Below are 16,455 nucleotides of genomic sequence, written 5' to 3' on the forward strand. Positions count from 1 at the left end.
CTCGGTCAGAGCTTCATGTCCAGGGACACGCCCAGCCAGCTGCGCGTGCGTCGCTCCACATTGCCGAAATCATTGCCCACGGTGGTGAGCATCTCGGAGCGGAGCGGGGCCAGATTATTGGCCGAGACGCGCATCGATGTCCTGGGGGAGAAAGTCCATTGTGCGAAGACGTCCAGCTGGCGCTGGCGGGAGGTCTCCAGCGTCTGGCGGTCGGTCTGGCGGGTGACGTATCCCGGCGTGAAGCTGAGGCTGGCGCCGGTGGTCATCGGCACACTGCTCAGGCGGTAGTCCAGGCCCAGGCTGCCCATCCAGGGCTGCTGCTGGTCCAGGCGGTTGTCCGGCCCCTCCACCGCCTTCACCCGGGAGCGATAGACACTCAGCGAACTGCGCAGGTTCAGCGGCGTCTTCGGGCTGAACAGCGACGGCAGCAGTTCGCCCGCCCGCCCCTTGAGCTCCAGCTCCACGCCGGAGGTCTGCGCGCGGGAGAAGTTGGTCGGGCGCAGCACGTAACGGGGCACCGGCACCAGCGGCGTGGCCGGATCCAGCGTCGTCACATTGCGGATGAGGTTGCTGATGTTGCGGTGGAAGAAGCCCAGGCTGAAGAGGCCGCCGCCGGTGAAGTAATGCTCGTAGGCCACGTCCAGGCCGGTGGCCAGCTCCGGCTTGAGCGACGGATTACCCACCCGGTCCGGCGACAGCTCGTCGTTGGTCTGCGTCTCCACCTGGTATTTGCTGTTGAGGGTGTAGCGCCCCATCAGCTGGGTCAGCTCCGGCGCCTTGTAGCTGCGGGTGAGGCTGCCGCGGATCATGTCCCTGCCCTTGGGATCGATCTTGTAGTTGAGGTGCCACAGCGGCGTCAGCACGCTGCTGACGTTGCGCGCATCCACGCCGATGCCCCGGCTGGTGCTGACAATGCGCTCCTGCCGCAGGCCGACGTAGGTCGACCACTGGGCATTGATTTCCCAATCATCCTGGATGAAGAAAGCCTGGCGCTGGATGCGCGCGTTGAAGGCTTCGCCATTGAGCACTGCCAATTGCGGCTGGCCATTGACCAAGGTCGTGCGGTCTTCGCTGCGACGGCGCCACTCCAGATCCCAGCCCACGGTCACGGTGTGGTCGTCGCCCATCAGGTGGCTGTATTTGCCGGCCTGGGTGTAGCTGCGGTCCTGATTGCCGCCGAGCGCATCAATGGGCAGGGTGGGATCGTAGGTATGGTTGTTGAAGCTGGACCGCGCATCCTGAATGCCGGCCTTCAGCTCCAGTTTCTGGGTGTCGGTGAAGCGGTTGTTCCACTGCAGGTTGCCGCGCAGCATCTGCCAGGTGCCGTCGTTGTCCGAGTTCTGGTCCAGGCGCGGGCTGTTGTAGACCGCATCCGGCGTGGTGCGGATGTCGGTGGTCCACCAGCCCTTCTGGGCGAAGCCCTGGAAGCTCAGGCTCTGGTCCTCGCTGATGCGCCAGTTCAGCCGCGGCGCGCTGTTGAAGCCGTGACCGTGGTTGTACTGGTAGCCGTGCTGGGAGGCCAGTACCGGCTCATCGTTCTGATCCGTTCCGGGGCGCGAGGCATTCAGCTCGGTGCGCGCCAACCACTGGAAGCCCGACAGCGGCACCGAGACCGACACCGGACCGATCTTCTCGCCGAAGGTGAAGGTGCCGTTGAAGACCGGATGCTCGATGTTGTAGCTGGACCCGATCCGCAGGTCGCGCTGGCTGACCCGCGGCGCTTCCTTGAGGATGATGTTGATGGCGCCGGCGACCGCCTGGGCGCTCTGGTCGGCGGTCGGTCCCTTGGTGACTTCGATGCGCTCGACCTGCGCCGGATCGAGCTGGTCCAGCTTGAAGCCGGGCGGAGCCGGATCGCCGTTGAGCAGGATCAGCGTATAGCCGGACCCCAGCCCGCGCATGCGCGGCGAGCCGTCGTTCACGCTCACGCCGGGCAGGCGCTTGAGCACATCGGCCACGTTGGTGTCGCCGAACTTGTCCAGTTCATCGCGACCGTAGATCTGCTTGGCCACGGCCGCGCGGCGTCGCAGATCGGTGTCGGTCTGCGGACGGCCCGCGATTTCCACCCGATCCAGGCGACGCGAAGGGGCATCGGCCCCCGGTGCGCCGGGAATGTCCTGGGCCTGGACACGCGGCGCGGCGGCGGACGCCAGCACCAGCACGCCCATCGCGACCACCAGGGCCGGTGCGCAGGTGGGACGCAGCGAGGATGCCCGCGCAGGCAGAACCGAGCTTCGCACGGGCCGATGCAGCGCCGGCGCGGAAGCGGACAGGAAGCGGTGGACCGGGGCGAAGCCGCGGTCGGAGAGGCAGTCGTTCAAGCGGAACTCCGCAATGGGCAGTCAATGGAGATCGCGTGGCGACCTCCGACCCACCCCTCCCCTGCTCAGACTCCGCTCTGAAGGCGGATGGCTGCTCGATCTGGGGGTCCGAGTCCGGACGACTGCCACGATGCGGTCATCATGGCAGGAATGTGTGACCGTGCTGAAGGTCAGTGGCGGGCTTCCGACATCCGGCGCCCGCAGCGTCCACAAGTGTGAGGTTGTGGACGCTGCGCGCGCCGGAGGGGCGACCGCCGCGCGATGCCCCCCGGAGGGGCGACTGGCGTGCAGCGCCCGCCGAAGGATCAGCGCTTGAGCTTGGCGAACGCCGCCGCCATCGCATTGCCGGCCGGCGCCGCCTGACGGTCATGACCGCCCTGGCGCGCACCACCGCCCTGACGCTCATTCCGGCCTGCGGGACGGAAGCTGTTGTCCGGCTTGCTGCCACCGCGCGGCGCCTGCGCATCTAGCTTCATCGTCAGGGAGATGCGCTTGCGGGCCATATCGACCTCCAGCACCTTCACCTTGACGATGTCGCCGGTCTTCACCACCTCGCGGGCATCGGTGACGAACTTGTTGGAGAGCTGGCTCACATGCACGAGGCCGTCCTGATGCACTCCCAGATCCACGAAGGCGCCGAACTGGGCCACGTTGGAGACGGTGCCTTCCAGCACCATGCCTTCCTTCAGGTCCTTCAGGTCTTCCACCCCGTCATTGAAGCGGGCCACCTTGAAGTCGGGGCGCGGATCTCGGCCGGGTTTTTCCAGCTCGGCCAGGATGTCCTTGACGGTGATGGCGCCAAAGCGCTCATCGGCGAAGGCGTCCGGCTTGAGCGTGCGGATGACGTCGCTCTTGCCCATCAGGTCCTGGATGGGACGCTGCACCTGGCCGAGGATGCGCTGCACCACCGGATAGGTTTCCGGGTGCACGCCGCTCATGTCGAGCGGGTTGTCGCCGTCGCGGATACGCAGGAAACCGGCTGCCTGCTCGAAGGTCTTGGGGCCAAGGCCGCTGACATCCAGCAGTTGCTGGCGGCTACGGAAGGCACCGTTCGCATCGCGCCACCGCACGATGGCATTGGCGACGCTGGTGGACAGTCCCGACACGCGGGACAGCAGCGGCGCGGAGGCGGTGTTCAGGTCCACGCCGACCGAGTTCACGCAGTCTTCCACCACCGCATCCAGGGTGCGAGCCAGCTCGCTCTGGTTGACGTCATGCTGGTACTGGCCGACGCCAATGGACTTCGGATCAATCTTGACCAGCTCGGCCAGCGGGTCCTGCAGGCGGCGGGCGATGGACACCGCGCCGCGCAGGGACACATCCAGCTCCGGCAGTTCCTTGGAGGCGAATTCGGAGGCGGAGTAGACCGAAGCGCCAGCTTCGCTGACGACCACCTTCTGGATCTCGGTCACCGGCGCATCCGACGACTGCGACAGCATCTGCTGGATGCGCTTGATCAGGTCGGCGGCCAGCTTGTCGGTCTCGCGAGAGGCGGTACCGTTGCCAATCGCAATCAGGTTCACGCCGTGGGCCGCACACAGGCGCCCCAGGGTGTGGATGGAGCCTTCCCAGTCGCGCTTGGGTTCATGCGGGTAGACGGTGGCGGTGTCCAGCACGCGGCCGGTGTCGCTCACCACCGCGACCTTCACGCCGGTGCGGATGCCAGGGTCCAGGCCCATCACCACCCGCTTGCCGGCGGGCGCGGCCAGCAGCAGGTCGCGCAGGTTCTCGGCGAAGACCTTGGTGGCGACCTTTTCTGCTTCTTCCCGCAGGCGGGAGAACAGGTCGCGCTCCAGGCTCAGCGACAGCTTGACCTTCCAGGTCCAGGCAATCGTCTTGCGGATGAGTTCGTCACCGGCGCGCTTGGTGTGGGTCCAGCCGAGGTGGCGGGCGATGCGGCCTTCGGCCATGCTGGGCTGGCCGGGCACCACTTCTTCATCCAGCACCAGCTTGGCGTCCAGGAACTCCTGGGTGCGGCCGCGGAAGACGGCCAGCGCGCGGTGGGACGGGACGGTGCGGATCGGCTCCGCATAGTCGAAGTAGTCGCGGAACTTGGAGATGTCGGGGTTGTTCTCGTCCTTGCCGTCCATCAGCTTGGACTTGAACAGGCCCTCTTCCCACAGCCATTCGCGCAGCTTGCCGATCAGGGCGGCATCTTCGGCCCAGCGCTCGGAGAGCAGGTCTCGGACGCCATCCAGCACGGCATAGGCGTCGGCGAAACCGGCATCGGGGTTGAGGAAGCTGGCGGCCTCGGCCATCGGGTCCAGGGACGGATCGGCGAACAGCTTGTCGGCCAGGGGTTCCAGGCCGGCTTCGCGGGCGATCATGCCCTTGGTGCGACGCTTTTGCTTGTAGGGCAGGTAGAGGTCTTCCAGCTCCTGCTTGGTGGGCGCGGCGGCGATCGCGGCGGTAAGTTCGGGAGTGAGCTTGCCCTGCTCCTCGATGCTCTTGAGCACGGCTTCGCGGCGGTCCTCAAGTTCACGCAGGTAGGCCAGGCGCACTTCGAGTTCGCGCAGCTGGGTGTCGTCGAGGCCGTCGGTGGCTTCCTTGCGGTAGCGGGCGATGAACGGGACGGTGGCGCCACCATCCAGCAGTTCCACAGCGGCGTTGACCTGTGCCGGGCGGACGTTCAGCTCGGCGGCAATCTGAAGGAGGATCTTGTCCAAGACAACTACGGCCTGAGGCCAATGCACCAAAACGGCCAAGTATAGGATGGGGCCCCCGCTTGATCAGCCTAAGGTTGATCAAGACTGCCCCCCGAGGGGGCTGCGGCCACCTTGGGGCGGCCCGGCGGTGGCCCCTCTCAGCGAACCCGCAGCCCCGCTGGGACGGCGCTACGCGCGTCCGGCGCGCCTTCTGGCGACGAGGGTTAGGTCAACGTGGGGGGGGAGTGTCATTCCTGGTGCCCTGTTGATTCCTCAGGGCTCCCATGACCAGAGTTCCGACTACGAAGCCGACAGCGATGTAGGTGGCTTTCAGAGCCGCCGATGTGCCGCCGAATCGTTCCCACATCAGGGCGGCATTGATGGCCCATACGAGAGCAGCAAACAGCCCCAGCTTCCAAGCGCGTGCCCAGCCGTACATCCCATCCGCAAAACGGACCATCACGTACACCAGCACGCACGAATTGACAAAGATCTGAAAGTCCATCGCCCCTCCCTTGAACGCCACCTCTTGGTGGCGTCTTTGCGGAAGGGGTTCAAGTGGCCGCTATCAGGTGGCGCGCTTCGCGCTCCAGGCGGCTGCGCCCTCGCCCGCCACCAGGCCGCTGGCCATCGACGCTGTCAGCAGGTAGCCGCCCGTCGGCGCTTCCCAGTCGAGCATCTCGCCCGCGACGAAGACACCTGGTCGGTTCTTGAGCATCAGGTGCTCATCCAGCGATTCCAGGCGGACACCGCCCGCGGTGCTGATGACCTCGGCCACCGGGCGCGGCGCCGCCAGGCGCAGCGGCAGGGCCTTGAGCGTGCGTGCGAGCGTGGCCGCGTCGCTGTACTGCGCCTTGTCCAGCACCTCGTGCAGCAGCGCCGCCTTCACGCCGTCCAAGTTCAAACGGCTCTTCAGGTGGGAAGACATCGATCGCGATCCACGCGGATACGCCACCTGTTCCGCCACCCAGTTCGCCTCACGGCCCGGGAAGAGGTCCAGGTGTACCAGCGCTTCACCCTGCGCCTCGATCACCTCACGAATCAGTGCCGAGGCGGCATACACCAGGGAACCTTCAATGCCCGAGGCGGTCACCACGAACTCGCCTTGACGCGAAAACTGCCGACCATCCGGCGCCTTCACGCTCAGCGCCACCGACTTGAGCGGCTGGCCCGCAAACTTCTCGACAAAGAACGGCGTCCAGCCCGGGGCGGACTCGCCCTCCCGCCGCACGCCCAGATCAAAACCGCAATTCGATGGGCGCAGCGCGCGAACCTCGGCGCCGGCCGCTTCCAACATCGGCACCCAACGTCCATCCGACCCGAGCTGCGGCCAGGAAGCGCCGCCCAGCGCCAGCACCACCGCCTGCCCCGTCCAGACCGTTTCGCCTTCGGGACCCTGGAAGCGGCAGCCGCCCTCCTCCGTCCAGCCCAGCCAGCGATGACGCATGTGCAGCCGCACGCCCTGCCCGCGCAGGCGGTGCAGCCATGCGCGCAGCAGCGGCGCGGCTTTCAGGTCCTTGGGGAACACACGGCCGGAAGTGCCGACAAAGGTCTCGACACCCAGGTCGGCCGCCCAGCGCCGCAGCGCTTCGCCATCGAACCGGTCCAGCCAGGGGGCGACGCCAGCCTGGCGCTCGAAGTAGCGCTCATCAAATCGCGGGCGGTCTTCGGAATGGGTCAGGTTGAGGCCGCCCTTGCCGGCCAGCAGGAACTTGCGGCCCACCGAGGCCATGGCGTCGAACAGGTCCACCGAAACGCCGGCCAGCGCCAGGCGCTCGGCAGCCATGAGACCAGCCGGGCCCCCGCCGATGACCAGCACTCGGCGGTTGGCGGAAGCGCCTGCCCCACCGCCTGCCGAGGTTGGCAAGGACTCAGCAGACGCCCCGGACGCTGGAGCGCCGGGTGCGGCTGAGGGGCCGGGAGCGGCGGAAGTGGAGGACGGGGAAGTGAAAGCGTTTTGATCGGGCATGTTGGGACCCGGCGTCAAACTCCATCAACTTCGGAGCGCCGGGCCCGTATTGTCCCAGAGCGCGAAGCTGCAGGCGACGAGCCTCGGCAACCGACGCCGCGACAACCGAGACCGCGCCCACCTGCGCCCGCCCCCTCCACCTAGCAGTCACGCTGCCTGCTCGACGGGTCATGCCAGCCCGGCCGGCCTTGCCAGCCCGGCCTGCCCCGCTAGCGCCGGTGTCGGACGCGCCTTTACGCCTCCCGCAACGCCTTGCGCAGTCCGGCGCCAATGTCCGGCCGGTCCTTGAACGGGTCCGTCGGATTGCGCCCCTGCATCACATCTTCCAGCCGCGTCTGCACGCCCTGCAAGGCCTGCGGGTGGCTGAAGATGTAGAAGCGGTCTTCATCCATCGCGTCAAAGACCATGCGCGCCACATTCGCCGCGCTGAGCTTGCCGGAGGACACCGCCTTGTCGGTCTGCGCCTGGGAAATCAGCTGGCTGCGCGTGGGCTTGCTGCCGCGCAGATCGTCCGGCCGGTTGCGGTGGCTCTGGGTGATGCCGGTCGGCACGAAGAACGGGCATAGCACCGAGCACTTCACCTGATCCGTCACCAGCGACAGATCCTGATAGAGCGTCTCGCTCAGCGACACCACCGCATGCTTGGACACGTTGTAGACGCCCATGTTGGGCGGGTTCAGCATGCCGGCCATCGACGAGGTGTTGACGATGTGCCCCTGCCAGGACGGGTCCGCCTGGGCCGCTTCCAGCATCATCGGCGTGAACAGCCGCACGCCGTGCACCACGCCCATCAGGTTGACGCCCAGCACCCAGTCCCAGTCGTTGAGGCTGTTCTCCCAGATCAGGCCCCCGGAGCCCACGCCAGCATTGTTGAAAACAAAATGCGGCGCTCCAAAGCGCTCCTTCACCGCCGCGGCCAGCGCCTCCATCTGATCAGCCTTGGCCACATCCACCCGGCGCGCCAGCACCGGATGAGCCGCGAACTCCTGCGCGGCGCGGTCCAGCGCGTCCTGCTGAACATCACACAGCACCAGCTTCATGCCGCGGGATGCCGCAATGCGGGCCACCTCCAGGCCGAAGCCCGAGCCCGCGCCGGTGATGACCGCCGTCTTGCCTTGATAGTCCTTCATGCGCGTGTCTCCTCTTTCTTGAGCATGTAGCCGATGCGCGGGAAGTGCACATGCACCCGGCCCGCTCGTTCGTCCTCCCGCGCCAGCGTGACGCTGCGCGTGTCCAGACCGACCAGCTCGCCCCTCACCGCATCGCGGGCGTAATCGCCCGGGGTGACACTGACGCGCTCGCCCGCTTCAAAGCCCAGGCCCGGCGCCACAGTGGCCGCGGCCGGCGTGGCGCTGCGGGCCAGGGCGATGGCTTCTTCGCCTTCGAGCTTGCCGGCTCGCGTGCCATGCCCGATGGCCGCCACCCGCGACATCCAGCCTTTGAGCGCCTCATGGGGCGTCAGGATGTCCGCCATGGCACCCGCACGCGCCACGAACCACAGCGGGTGATAGACGCTCAGGTCCGCGATGCTGGGCGCGGACCCCATCAGCCATTCCCGCCCGTCCGCGAGCAGGTCGGACAGCCAGGTCAGATACGAGGTCAGTGCGGCGCTGGCATCCGGGCCGCTGACCCGCGGCGTGCCCTCGGACATCGCCCGCCGATCCGCCACAAAGGCCTTGAACACCTCCGGCGGTGCGCCAGCAAAGATGGCTTTGATGCCTTCCGGCTGCATCGCGTGCGGCAGCGCGGTCCAGAACAGGTCGGTGTCCGCCCATTGCGCCAGCAGCCGGGCCTGTCCGCCGACGCCCGCCGGATAGAGGCTGGGGCTGGGCTGGCGCTGTTCCAGCACGTCTGCGATCAGGGCGGTGTCGCAGTAGATGTCGGCCCCGATCTGCAGGAAGGGCGTGCGCCGGTAGCCGCCGGTCAGCGCCACCACATCCGGCTTGGGCAGCATCATCGGCACGGTCACCGACTGCCAGCTCAGGCCCTTCATGCCCAGGATGAGGCGGGTTTTCTCGGCAAAGGGGGAGCTGCCGTAGTGGTGAAGAATCAGGTCGCTCATCGTTGTCTCCAGAACGCTTGCTTGAACCAGCTCGAACGGGCCGGCGGTCTGGTGCCGCCGTGGGCCCTGCGATGTCCGTCGGTCCGTCGATCAGCGCGCTGCGCTCTCGCGGCGCATGTCGATGTGAGGAATGCCGTCTTCGTCGTAGACGTCCGACACGGCGACGAAGCCGAAGCTGCCGTAGAAGTCACGCAAATGGGCCTGAGCGCCGAGCTCGATCGGCACGTCCGGCCACAGGCGTGCGCAGGCGGCAAGCGCCTCCTGCATCAGCGTGCGACCCAGGCCGGTGCCGCGCGCGGACGGAGCGGTGATCACCCGCCCGATGCGCGCTGCGGGCTGCGAAGCCGGCGGCGGTGCCGTTGCCGGTGACGCGTGCGCCCCAGGCGTCCCGGGAACCCCATGGCCCGGGGACGAGAACGCAGGCGCCAGCAGCCGCGCATAGGCCAGCACGATCTCGCCCCCAGACGCGTCCTCACCCAGCCCCTGCAGGTGCCACGCGTCTTCATCGAGTCCGTCGGGGTCCAGGTAGATGCACTGCTGCTCCACCACAAACACCTCCGAGCGCAGCTTCAGCACGCGGTAAAGCGCCCGAGGGCCCATGGCATCGAGCGCCTCGCAGCGCCACTCACGCGGCGTCATCAGATCAGCTTGACCAGCTGCTTGCCGAAGTTGCGGCCCTTGAGCAGCCCCAGGAACGCTTCCGGCGCGCTCTGCAGGCCTTCAGCCACCGTCTCGCGATACTTCAGCTTGCCGGTGGCCACCAGCGTGCCCAGCTCCTTCAGCGCTTCCGGCCACACGTCCATGTGTTCGGAGACGATGAAGCCTTCGATCTTCATGCGGTTGACCAGGATCAGCTGCGGCGCGGTCATCGGAATCGGCTCGCCGTTGTAGCCGGCAATCATGCCGCACATGGCAATGCGGCTGAAGGGATTGGCCCGCAGCATCACCGCGTCCAGGATCATGCCGCCGACGTTTTCGAAGTAGCCGTCGATGCCATTCGGGCATTCGGCCTTCAGCGCGGCCGCGAGCGACCTCACGTCCTTGTGCTGCTTGTAGTCGATGCAGGCATCAAAGCCCAGCTCTTCCACCACATAGCGGCACTTCTCCGCGCCGCCGGCCAGGCCCACGGCCCGCGCACCGCGCACCTTGGCCAGCTGGCCGACGGCACCGCCCACCGCACCGCTGGCGGCGCTCACCACCACCGTCTCACCGGCCTTCGGATTGATGATCTTGACCAGGCCATACCAGCCGGTCACGCCGGGCATGCCCACCGCGCCCAGGTAGGCGGACAGCGGCACATGGGTGGTGTCCACCTTCTGCAGCACGCCGCGCTGCTGGCCGTCCACCAGCTGGTATTCCTGCCAGCCGCCCATGCCGACCACCTTGTCGCCGACGCTGAAGTGGCTGTTCTTCGACGCCACCACTTCTCCAACGGTGCCGCCGATCATCACCTGATTGAGCGGCTGCGGGTCCGCATAGCTCTTGCTTTCGCTCATGCGGCCGCGCATGTACGGGTCCAGGCTCAGGTAGTGGTTGCGCACCAGCACTTGGCCGTCCGCCACCTCGGGCACCGGCGTCTCGACCAGCTTGAAGTTGTCGGCGGTGGGCTCACCCGTCGGACGGGATGCGAGCTGGATCTGGCGATTGGTCTGGGACATGCGGATTCTCCTCGTGTGAAGACGCCCTCACCCGCGTTCGGCCTGCAAGCAGCCAGCCTCGGGCAACGGCAAAACCGAATCATTGAACCACGTTGGCGCCGAGGGTCAACGTCGCTCGCGTGACAAAAACAAGGGGCCGTTCGCTCGGCGAGCAGTACGGTTTGGTCAAAGTTTGGATCGGCGATCACGGCGGCCAGGAACCCTCGGATTTGTCAGGTGACTACCCATCTGTGCTGGCTCATGCGCTGGCCCTTCTTCCTCCTCTCCCGTCCTGATCGAGGTCCGCCATGTCCATCCTGCTCCGCCGCCTGCCTTCCCTGTTTCGCCCTCAGCGCTGGATCGGCGGTACGCCGTGGGGCGCCTCGTCGGCCCTGCGACGCCTGCAACAGCACCTCGATGTCGCCTGTGGACAGGCCTTGCGCTGCGTGGATCTATCCGGCCACGACGCGACCACGCTGGCAGAGTTCCCGCAGTCCAGCATCGTCCCCCTTCAGGCCCATGTCGATCATCTGATCCTGCCTCCCGGCTGCACCGTCAGCACCGTGCTCCGATGGACGCGCTCGCTGGCCCTGCAGACACTGACCGCGCATGGCGTGGTGCCGGACCGCGCGCTGAGGGATCAGGACCTGCCGTCCTCCCTCGTGCTCATTCACGGCGATGAAGGCCTGCTGCCCGCCGATGACATGCTGCGCTCCACGCGACTGCTGGAACTGCGTGAGCCGGGAGCCCGGCAGCCGCTTCACACGTCCAGACAGGCGCCGCTGTCCGCCACCGCGCCGGTGACGATCCAGGACTGGATGCAGGCGCAAGCGATCGTAGACCGGAGTCTGGCCCACTTCATGGGCGCGCCAACCGCCGCGGCGCAAGCCTTGGAGCCGCACACACTGACCGCCGACGAAGTCACCCACATCGTCCGTGTGCTGCGTTCGTTTCCCACCGTCCTGCTGCCGGTGCGCGGACGGCTGGCATGCGAGCGGGCCCTGGCTCGCTTGACCGAGGGGGCCGGCGCCTTGCTGACCGTGTCCCAGGCCCGGCAGCTGCACATCGCCATCACCCAGGCGCGCCTCGCGGCCATCGTGCCCTCGCCCGCGGGCCTGTCCGTTGCGGATCCCACGGACCTGCGGTGGCTCCAGCTGCTGCACGCCTGGATCACTGGTGCCGCGGCTGCGCCGGAGCGCCGCGAGCGCGAAGCGGGGGTCGAGCGGGATCTGATGCTGCGCCATCAGCAACTGCTGTCCTATACGCTGGACGCAGTGAAGCCGGCATCACCGACCTTCCCGCCCGCAGCAGCACGCCCAGCGGCCTCGGCGCCGTCACTGCCGGCTCAGTCGCCATCGACCCTCACGGTCCAGGCCTGCGCGCTCATCACCGCGCAGCCTTCGGCGCTGATCACCGTGTCCTCCAGCGGCAGCACCCGGCAGCCGCGCCGGTCTGGTCCGCCCAGTCAGGCCACCGTCCGCTGCAGCGCCTTCAGGCTGCGGCCGCGTCCCGGCAAGGCCTTCAGATACTTGAATGTCCCGGTGGCGTGAGCGCACAGCTTGCCGTCTTCCCCCAGCACCGACCCTTCACAGAAGGCCATGGTGGTGGAGCGATGCAGCAGCCGGCCCACGGCCCGGAGCTGGCCCTCGCCGGGCCGCATGAAGCTGGTCTTCATCTCCACCGTCACCACGCCGGGCCCGAAGTCCGGCTGGTCCCGATGGATGCTGCGGGCCGCGTGAGCCATGGCCACATCCAGCAGCGTCATCAGCACGCCGCCATGGGCCACTTCCCAGGAATTCAGGTGCAGTTCACGCACGGAGAGGCTCAGTTCGGCCTCGCCGTCCTCCAGGCGGGTCAGTTCAAAACCCAGCTGCTGGACAAACGGAATGTGGACCGGAAATGCAAGGGGGGTACTCATGGCCGCGAGGATACCGCTCAGCCGCCATGCACGGCAGATACGCCGCCATCCACCGCCAGCACCTGACCGGTGATGTGCTTGCCGGCACGGCTGGCAAACAGCAAAGCGGCGCCCTTGAGGTCTTCGTCATCGCCGATGCGGCGCAGCGGCGCATGCGCCGCCAGCTTCTCCTCGCCGATGCTGGCCATCAGGCCCTTGGTCATCTTGCTGGGGAAAAAGCCCGGCGCCAAAGCATTGACGGTGATGCCGTAAGCGCCCCACTCCCCCGCCAGCGCGCGGGTGAAATTCACCGCTGCGCCCTTGCTGGTGTTGTAGGCGATGGTCTTCATCAGGCCGCTGTTGCCGCTCAGGCCGGCGATGGAGGCCACGTTGATGATGCGTCCCTGGCGACGCGGAATCATGCTCTGGCGCGCGGCTTCCTGGCTCATCACGAAGAGGCTGCGGATGTTCAGGTCCATCACCTTGTCCCACGCTTCCACCGGATGCTCTTCGGCGGGAGCGCCCCAGGTCGCGCCGGCGTTGTTCACCAGGATGTCGATCTGGCCGAGCCGCTCCATCGTCTGGCTGACGATGCCGCGGGCCTGGGCTTCATCGGCGGCGTCGGCAGCGATGTATTGGGCATCGATGCCGCGCGACTGGAGGTGGGCCACCGCCTCTTCCAGATCGGCCGCCTTGCGGGAGCTGATCACGATGCGGGCGCCGGCTTCACCCAGCGCTTCGGCGATCTGCAGGCCCAGCCCGCGCGAGCCGCCGGTCACCAGGGCCACCTGGCCGGTCAGATCGAACAAATCCTGTACTTTGCTGCTCATGGGGTCTCCTCGTTAAAACCAGCCGTCCTGCATCTCGCGGACCAGCGGCTCGCGGCGCTCCACCACCGACAGCCAGGCGGCAATCCGGGGCAGCTCGTACGCATAGAAATATCGCTGCGCCGCGCGTTTGCCCTGCGCGGCGTCGTCGCTGCGGCCTTCCACCGCCAGGGCCAGTTCCAGCCAGATCCAGGCCATCACCGTGTGCCCGAAGGCCTGGAGATACGGCGTGGCATTGGCCAGCGCCTCTTCCGGTTCGCCCGTGGCCCACGCCTTTTTGGTGGCCGCGCCCACTGCACCCAGTGCGCCTGCCAGGGCGGTGGCGGCGGTGGCGAGTCCGGCCACCTGGCCCGCCCGCTGCACCGTCTGGTTGATGCGGCCGGCCAGCGCCATCAGCGCCTTGCCGCCGTCCATCACCACCTTGCGGCCCAGCAGGTCCAGGGCCTGGATGCCATGCGTGCCCTCATGGATCATGTTCAGCCGGTTGTCCCGCCAGTACTGCTCCACCGGGAAGTCGCGGGTGTAGCCGTAGCCGCCCAGCACCTGAATGGCCAGCGAATTGGCCTCCAGACACCATTCGCTGGGCCAGCTCTTGGCGATCGGGGTGAGCACCTCCAGCATCAGCTGGGCCTCTACTGCGGCCTCCGGGCTGCCGGTGTGCTGCTCGTCCACCAGGCGGGCGCAGTACAGCGCAAGTGCGAGGCCGCCTTCCACATAGCTCTTCTGCGCCAGGAGCATGCGCTTGATGTCCGCATGCTCGATGATCAGCCGCTGCGGCGCGGCCGCGTCCTTGCCGGCGGCCGTGAGCGGACGGCCCTGAGGCCGCTGGCGCGCATAGGCCAGGCTGGCTTCGTAGCCGGCATAGCCGAGCATCACCGCGCCCAGGCCCACGCCGATGCGGGCCTCATTCATCATGTGGAACATGCAGCGCAGCCCGTCCCCCGGCCGACCGACACGGTAACCGACCGCCCCTGCCTTGCCGAGCGGACGATGCCGCCCTTCACCGAAATTGAGCAGGCAGTTGGTGGTGCCGCGATACCCGAGCTTGTGATTGAGCCCCGCCAGCGACACGTCATTGCGCTCGCCGGTCAGCTGGCCCTGCGGGTCCACCAGATGCTTGGGCACGATGAACAGCGACAGGCCCTTCACGCCGGGCACGACCTTGCCGTCCGATCCCGGGATCTTCGCCAGCACCAGATGCACGATGTTCTCGGTGATCTCATGCTCGCCGCCGGAGATCCACATCTTGTGGCCGGTCAGGCGGTACCGCGGGCCAAGGGGATCGGCGTCGAAGGTCTCCCCATCGGGCTCGGCACGCGTTGCCACATCGCTGAGCGATGAACCGGCCTGCGGCTCGGACAGGCACATGGTGCCGAACCACCGCCCGCTGAATTCGTTCGCCGCGAAGACGGCCTGCTGCGTCGGCGTGCCGTGCGCCATCAGCAGATTGGCGTTGCCCTGGGTGAGCATCGCATAGCCGCCCATGGCAACGCTGGCCTTGCTGAAGAAGGCGTTGGCTGCCATCTCCACGGTGAGCGGCAACTGCATGCCGCCCTGCTCATGGTCCTGCGCGGCGGCCAGCATGCCGGACTCCACATAGGCGGCCAGCGCTGCATGGGTGGACGCCGGCAGATGCACCCGCTCGCCGTCAAAGCGCGGCTCCTCGAGATCTGCCACGCGGTTGAAGGGGGCGAACTTTTCGCGGGCAATGCGTTCGCAGGTGTCGAGCACCGCGTCGAAGGTTTCGCGGGAATGATCGGCAAAACGGGGCCGGTCCTGCAGCGACTGGACCTGGAGCCAGTCATACAGCAGGAAGTCGAGGGTGTCGCGCATCAAAACTTCTCCGCGCCGGGACGGGCCCGGCCACACGGTCTCAGTGCCATCCACCTGCTGCCATCGCAGCACGGCGGTCAGAGCACTTCAAACACACCCGCAGCGCCCATGCCGCCGCCGATGCACATCGTCACGCACACCCGCTTGGCGCCGCGACGCTTGCCCTCGATCAGCGCATGGCCGGTGAGCCGCTGGCCGGACACGCCATACGGGTGACCCAGCGCAATCGCGCCACCGTTCACATTGAGGCGGTCCATCGGAATGCCCAGCCGGTCGGCGCAATACAGCACCTGCACCGCAAAAGCTTCGTTGAGCTCCCACAGGTCGATGTCGGCCACCGTCAGGCCCAGGCGCTTGAGCACCTTGGGCACCGCGAACACCGGGCCGATGCCCATTTCATCGGGCTCACAACCGGCCACCGCAAAGCCCAGGAACCGGCCCAGCGGCTTCAGGCCCTTGCGCTGCGCATAGGCTTCGCTGACCACCGCGCAGGCACCAGCCCCGTCGCTGAACTGGCTGGCATTGCCGGCCGTCACCACGCCGCCGGGCACCGCCGTGCGGATGTCCTTGATGCTCTCGTAGGTGGTGCCCACCCGCAGGCCTTCATCCACGCTGACGGTGGCTTCCTGCGTCATCATGCCGCGCACCTTGTCGGCCACGCCGCGGGTGACGGTGATGGGCACGATCTCCGCATTGAACAGCCCTTCCGCCTGCGCTGCGCAGGCTTTCTGCTGGCTGCCCGCGCCGTACTGGTCCATCCGCTCCTTGGGGATCTTGTAGCGCTGAGCCACGTTCTCCGCCGTCTGCAGCATCGACCAGTAGATCTCCGGCTTGTGCTGCGACAGCCAGCTCTCATGGATCATGTGCCGGTTGGCTTCGTTCTGGACGCAGGAGATGCTCTCCACGCCGCCGGCCACATACACGTCGCCCTCACCCGCGATGATGCGCTGGGCGGCGGTGGCGATGGTCTGCAGGCCGCTGGAGCAGAAGCGGTTGATGGTCATGCCGGACACCGACACCGGCAGCCCCGCCCGCAGCGCGATCTGCCGCGCGATGTTGCTGCCGGTGGCGCCTTCCGGCGTCGCACAGCCCATCAGCACGTCTTCCACCTCACCGCCTTCCAGGCCGGCGCGTTCCACGGCGGCGCGCACCACATGGCCGCCCAGGGTGGCGCCATGGGTCATGTTGAAGGAGCCTTTCCAGCTCTTGGCCAGCGGGGTGCGGGCCGTGGACACGATCAGTGCATTGCTCATTCTCAGCTCCT

13 protein-coding genes are annotated in these 16,455 nt (G+C 67.4%); 1 reads left to right on the forward strand and 12 read right to left on the reverse strand.

The genetic code is table 11. The features are described 5' to 3' along the window. Positions 1–5: 5 nt before the first annotated feature. From FHS28_RS19215 to FHS28_RS19250, 8 genes are all read right to left on the reverse strand, one after another. Positions 6–2,321, reverse strand: coding sequence for a TonB-dependent receptor plug domain-containing protein (locus tag FHS28_RS19215; protein WP_088454633.1), 2,316 nt, complete (start codon positions 2,319–2,321; stop codon positions 6–8). Positions 2,322–2,626: 305 nt separating this feature from the next. Further along, positions 2,627–4,987 carry a Tex family protein gene (locus tag FHS28_RS19220; RefSeq protein ID WP_088454634.1) on the reverse strand — a complete coding sequence of 787 codons (2,361 nt, stop codon included), beginning with the start codon at positions 4,985–4,987 and terminating at the stop codon, positions 2,627–2,629. A 208-nt stretch (positions 4,988–5,195) separates the two neighbouring features. Then, positions 5,196–5,471, reverse strand: coding sequence for a hypothetical protein (locus tag FHS28_RS19225; protein WP_184295217.1), 276 nt, complete (start codon positions 5,469–5,471; stop codon positions 5,196–5,198). Positions 5,472–5,534: 63 nt separating this feature from the next. Next, the gene (locus FHS28_RS19230; protein WP_259373082.1) at positions 5,535–6,833 is read right to left on the reverse strand and encodes a BaiN/RdsA family NAD(P)/FAD-dependent oxidoreductase; all 1,299 of its coding nucleotides are present in this window, start codon (positions 6,831–6,833) and stop codon (positions 5,535–5,537) included. A gap of 335 nt (positions 6,834–7,168) precedes the next feature. Next, on the reverse strand, positions 7,169–8,065 hold the full coding sequence (locus FHS28_RS19235) for an SDR family oxidoreductase (RefSeq protein WP_088454637.1): 897 nt from the start codon (positions 8,063–8,065) through the stop codon (positions 7,169–7,171). Beyond that, positions 8,062–8,997 carry a glutathione S-transferase family protein gene (locus tag FHS28_RS19240; RefSeq protein ID WP_088454638.1) on the reverse strand — a complete coding sequence of 312 codons (936 nt, stop codon included), beginning with the start codon at positions 8,995–8,997 and terminating at the stop codon, positions 8,062–8,064. The genes FHS28_RS19235 and FHS28_RS19240 overlap by 4 nt, the downstream gene beginning before the upstream one ends. Before the next feature lie 90 nt (positions 8,998–9,087). Further along, entirely contained in the window at positions 9,088–9,636 is a 549-nt protein-coding gene (locus tag FHS28_RS19245) for a GNAT family N-acetyltransferase (protein ID WP_088454639.1), read from the reverse strand. Continuing rightward, positions 9,636–10,655, reverse strand: a complete 1,020-nt coding sequence (locus tag FHS28_RS19250; RefSeq protein WP_088454640.1) for an NADP-dependent oxidoreductase — start codon at positions 10,653–10,655, stop codon at positions 9,636–9,638. Before FHS28_RS19250 ends, FHS28_RS19245 begins: the two co-directional genes overlap by 1 nt. Before the next feature lie 287 nt (positions 10,656–10,942). Between FHS28_RS19250 and FHS28_RS19255 the strand changes: the two genes are divergently transcribed. Continuing rightward, positions 10,943–12,184, forward strand: coding sequence for a hypothetical protein (locus FHS28_RS19255; protein ID WP_088454641.1), 1,242 nt, complete (start codon positions 10,943–10,945; stop codon positions 12,182–12,184). Here FHS28_RS19255 and FHS28_RS19260 read toward each other — a convergent pair. The 4 genes from FHS28_RS19260 to FHS28_RS19275 all read right to left on the reverse strand — a co-directional run bounded on the left by FHS28_RS19260 (position 12,100) and on the right by FHS28_RS19275 (position 16,444). Beyond that, positions 12,100–12,552 carry a PaaI family thioesterase gene (locus FHS28_RS19260; protein WP_088454642.1) on the reverse strand — a complete coding sequence of 151 codons (453 nt, stop codon included), beginning with the start codon at positions 12,550–12,552 and terminating at the stop codon, positions 12,100–12,102. The two genes, FHS28_RS19255 and FHS28_RS19260, sit on opposite strands and share 85 nt — an antisense overlap. Positions 12,553–12,569: 17 nt before the next feature. Then, the gene (locus tag FHS28_RS19265) at positions 12,570–13,361 is read right to left on the reverse strand and encodes an SDR family oxidoreductase (protein WP_088454643.1); all 792 of its coding nucleotides are present in this window, start codon (positions 13,359–13,361) and stop codon (positions 12,570–12,572) included. 12 nt (positions 13,362–13,373) lie between these two features. After that, positions 13,374–15,191: an acyl-CoA dehydrogenase gene (locus FHS28_RS19270; protein WP_088454664.1), complete on the reverse strand. Its 1,818-nt coding sequence runs from the start codon at positions 15,189–15,191 to the stop codon at positions 13,374–13,376. Positions 15,192–15,268: 77 nt separating this feature from the next. Next, positions 15,269–16,444, reverse strand: coding sequence for an acetyl-CoA C-acyltransferase (locus FHS28_RS19275; protein WP_088454644.1), 1,176 nt, complete (start codon positions 16,442–16,444; stop codon positions 15,269–15,271). Positions 16,445–16,455: the final 11 nt, after the last annotated feature.

It is taken from the genome of Roseateles terrae (genome assembly GCF_014192155.1).
In the GTDB taxonomy this organism is placed as follows: Bacteria; Pseudomonadota; Gammaproteobacteria; order Burkholderiales; family Burkholderiaceae_C; genus Roseateles; species Roseateles terrae.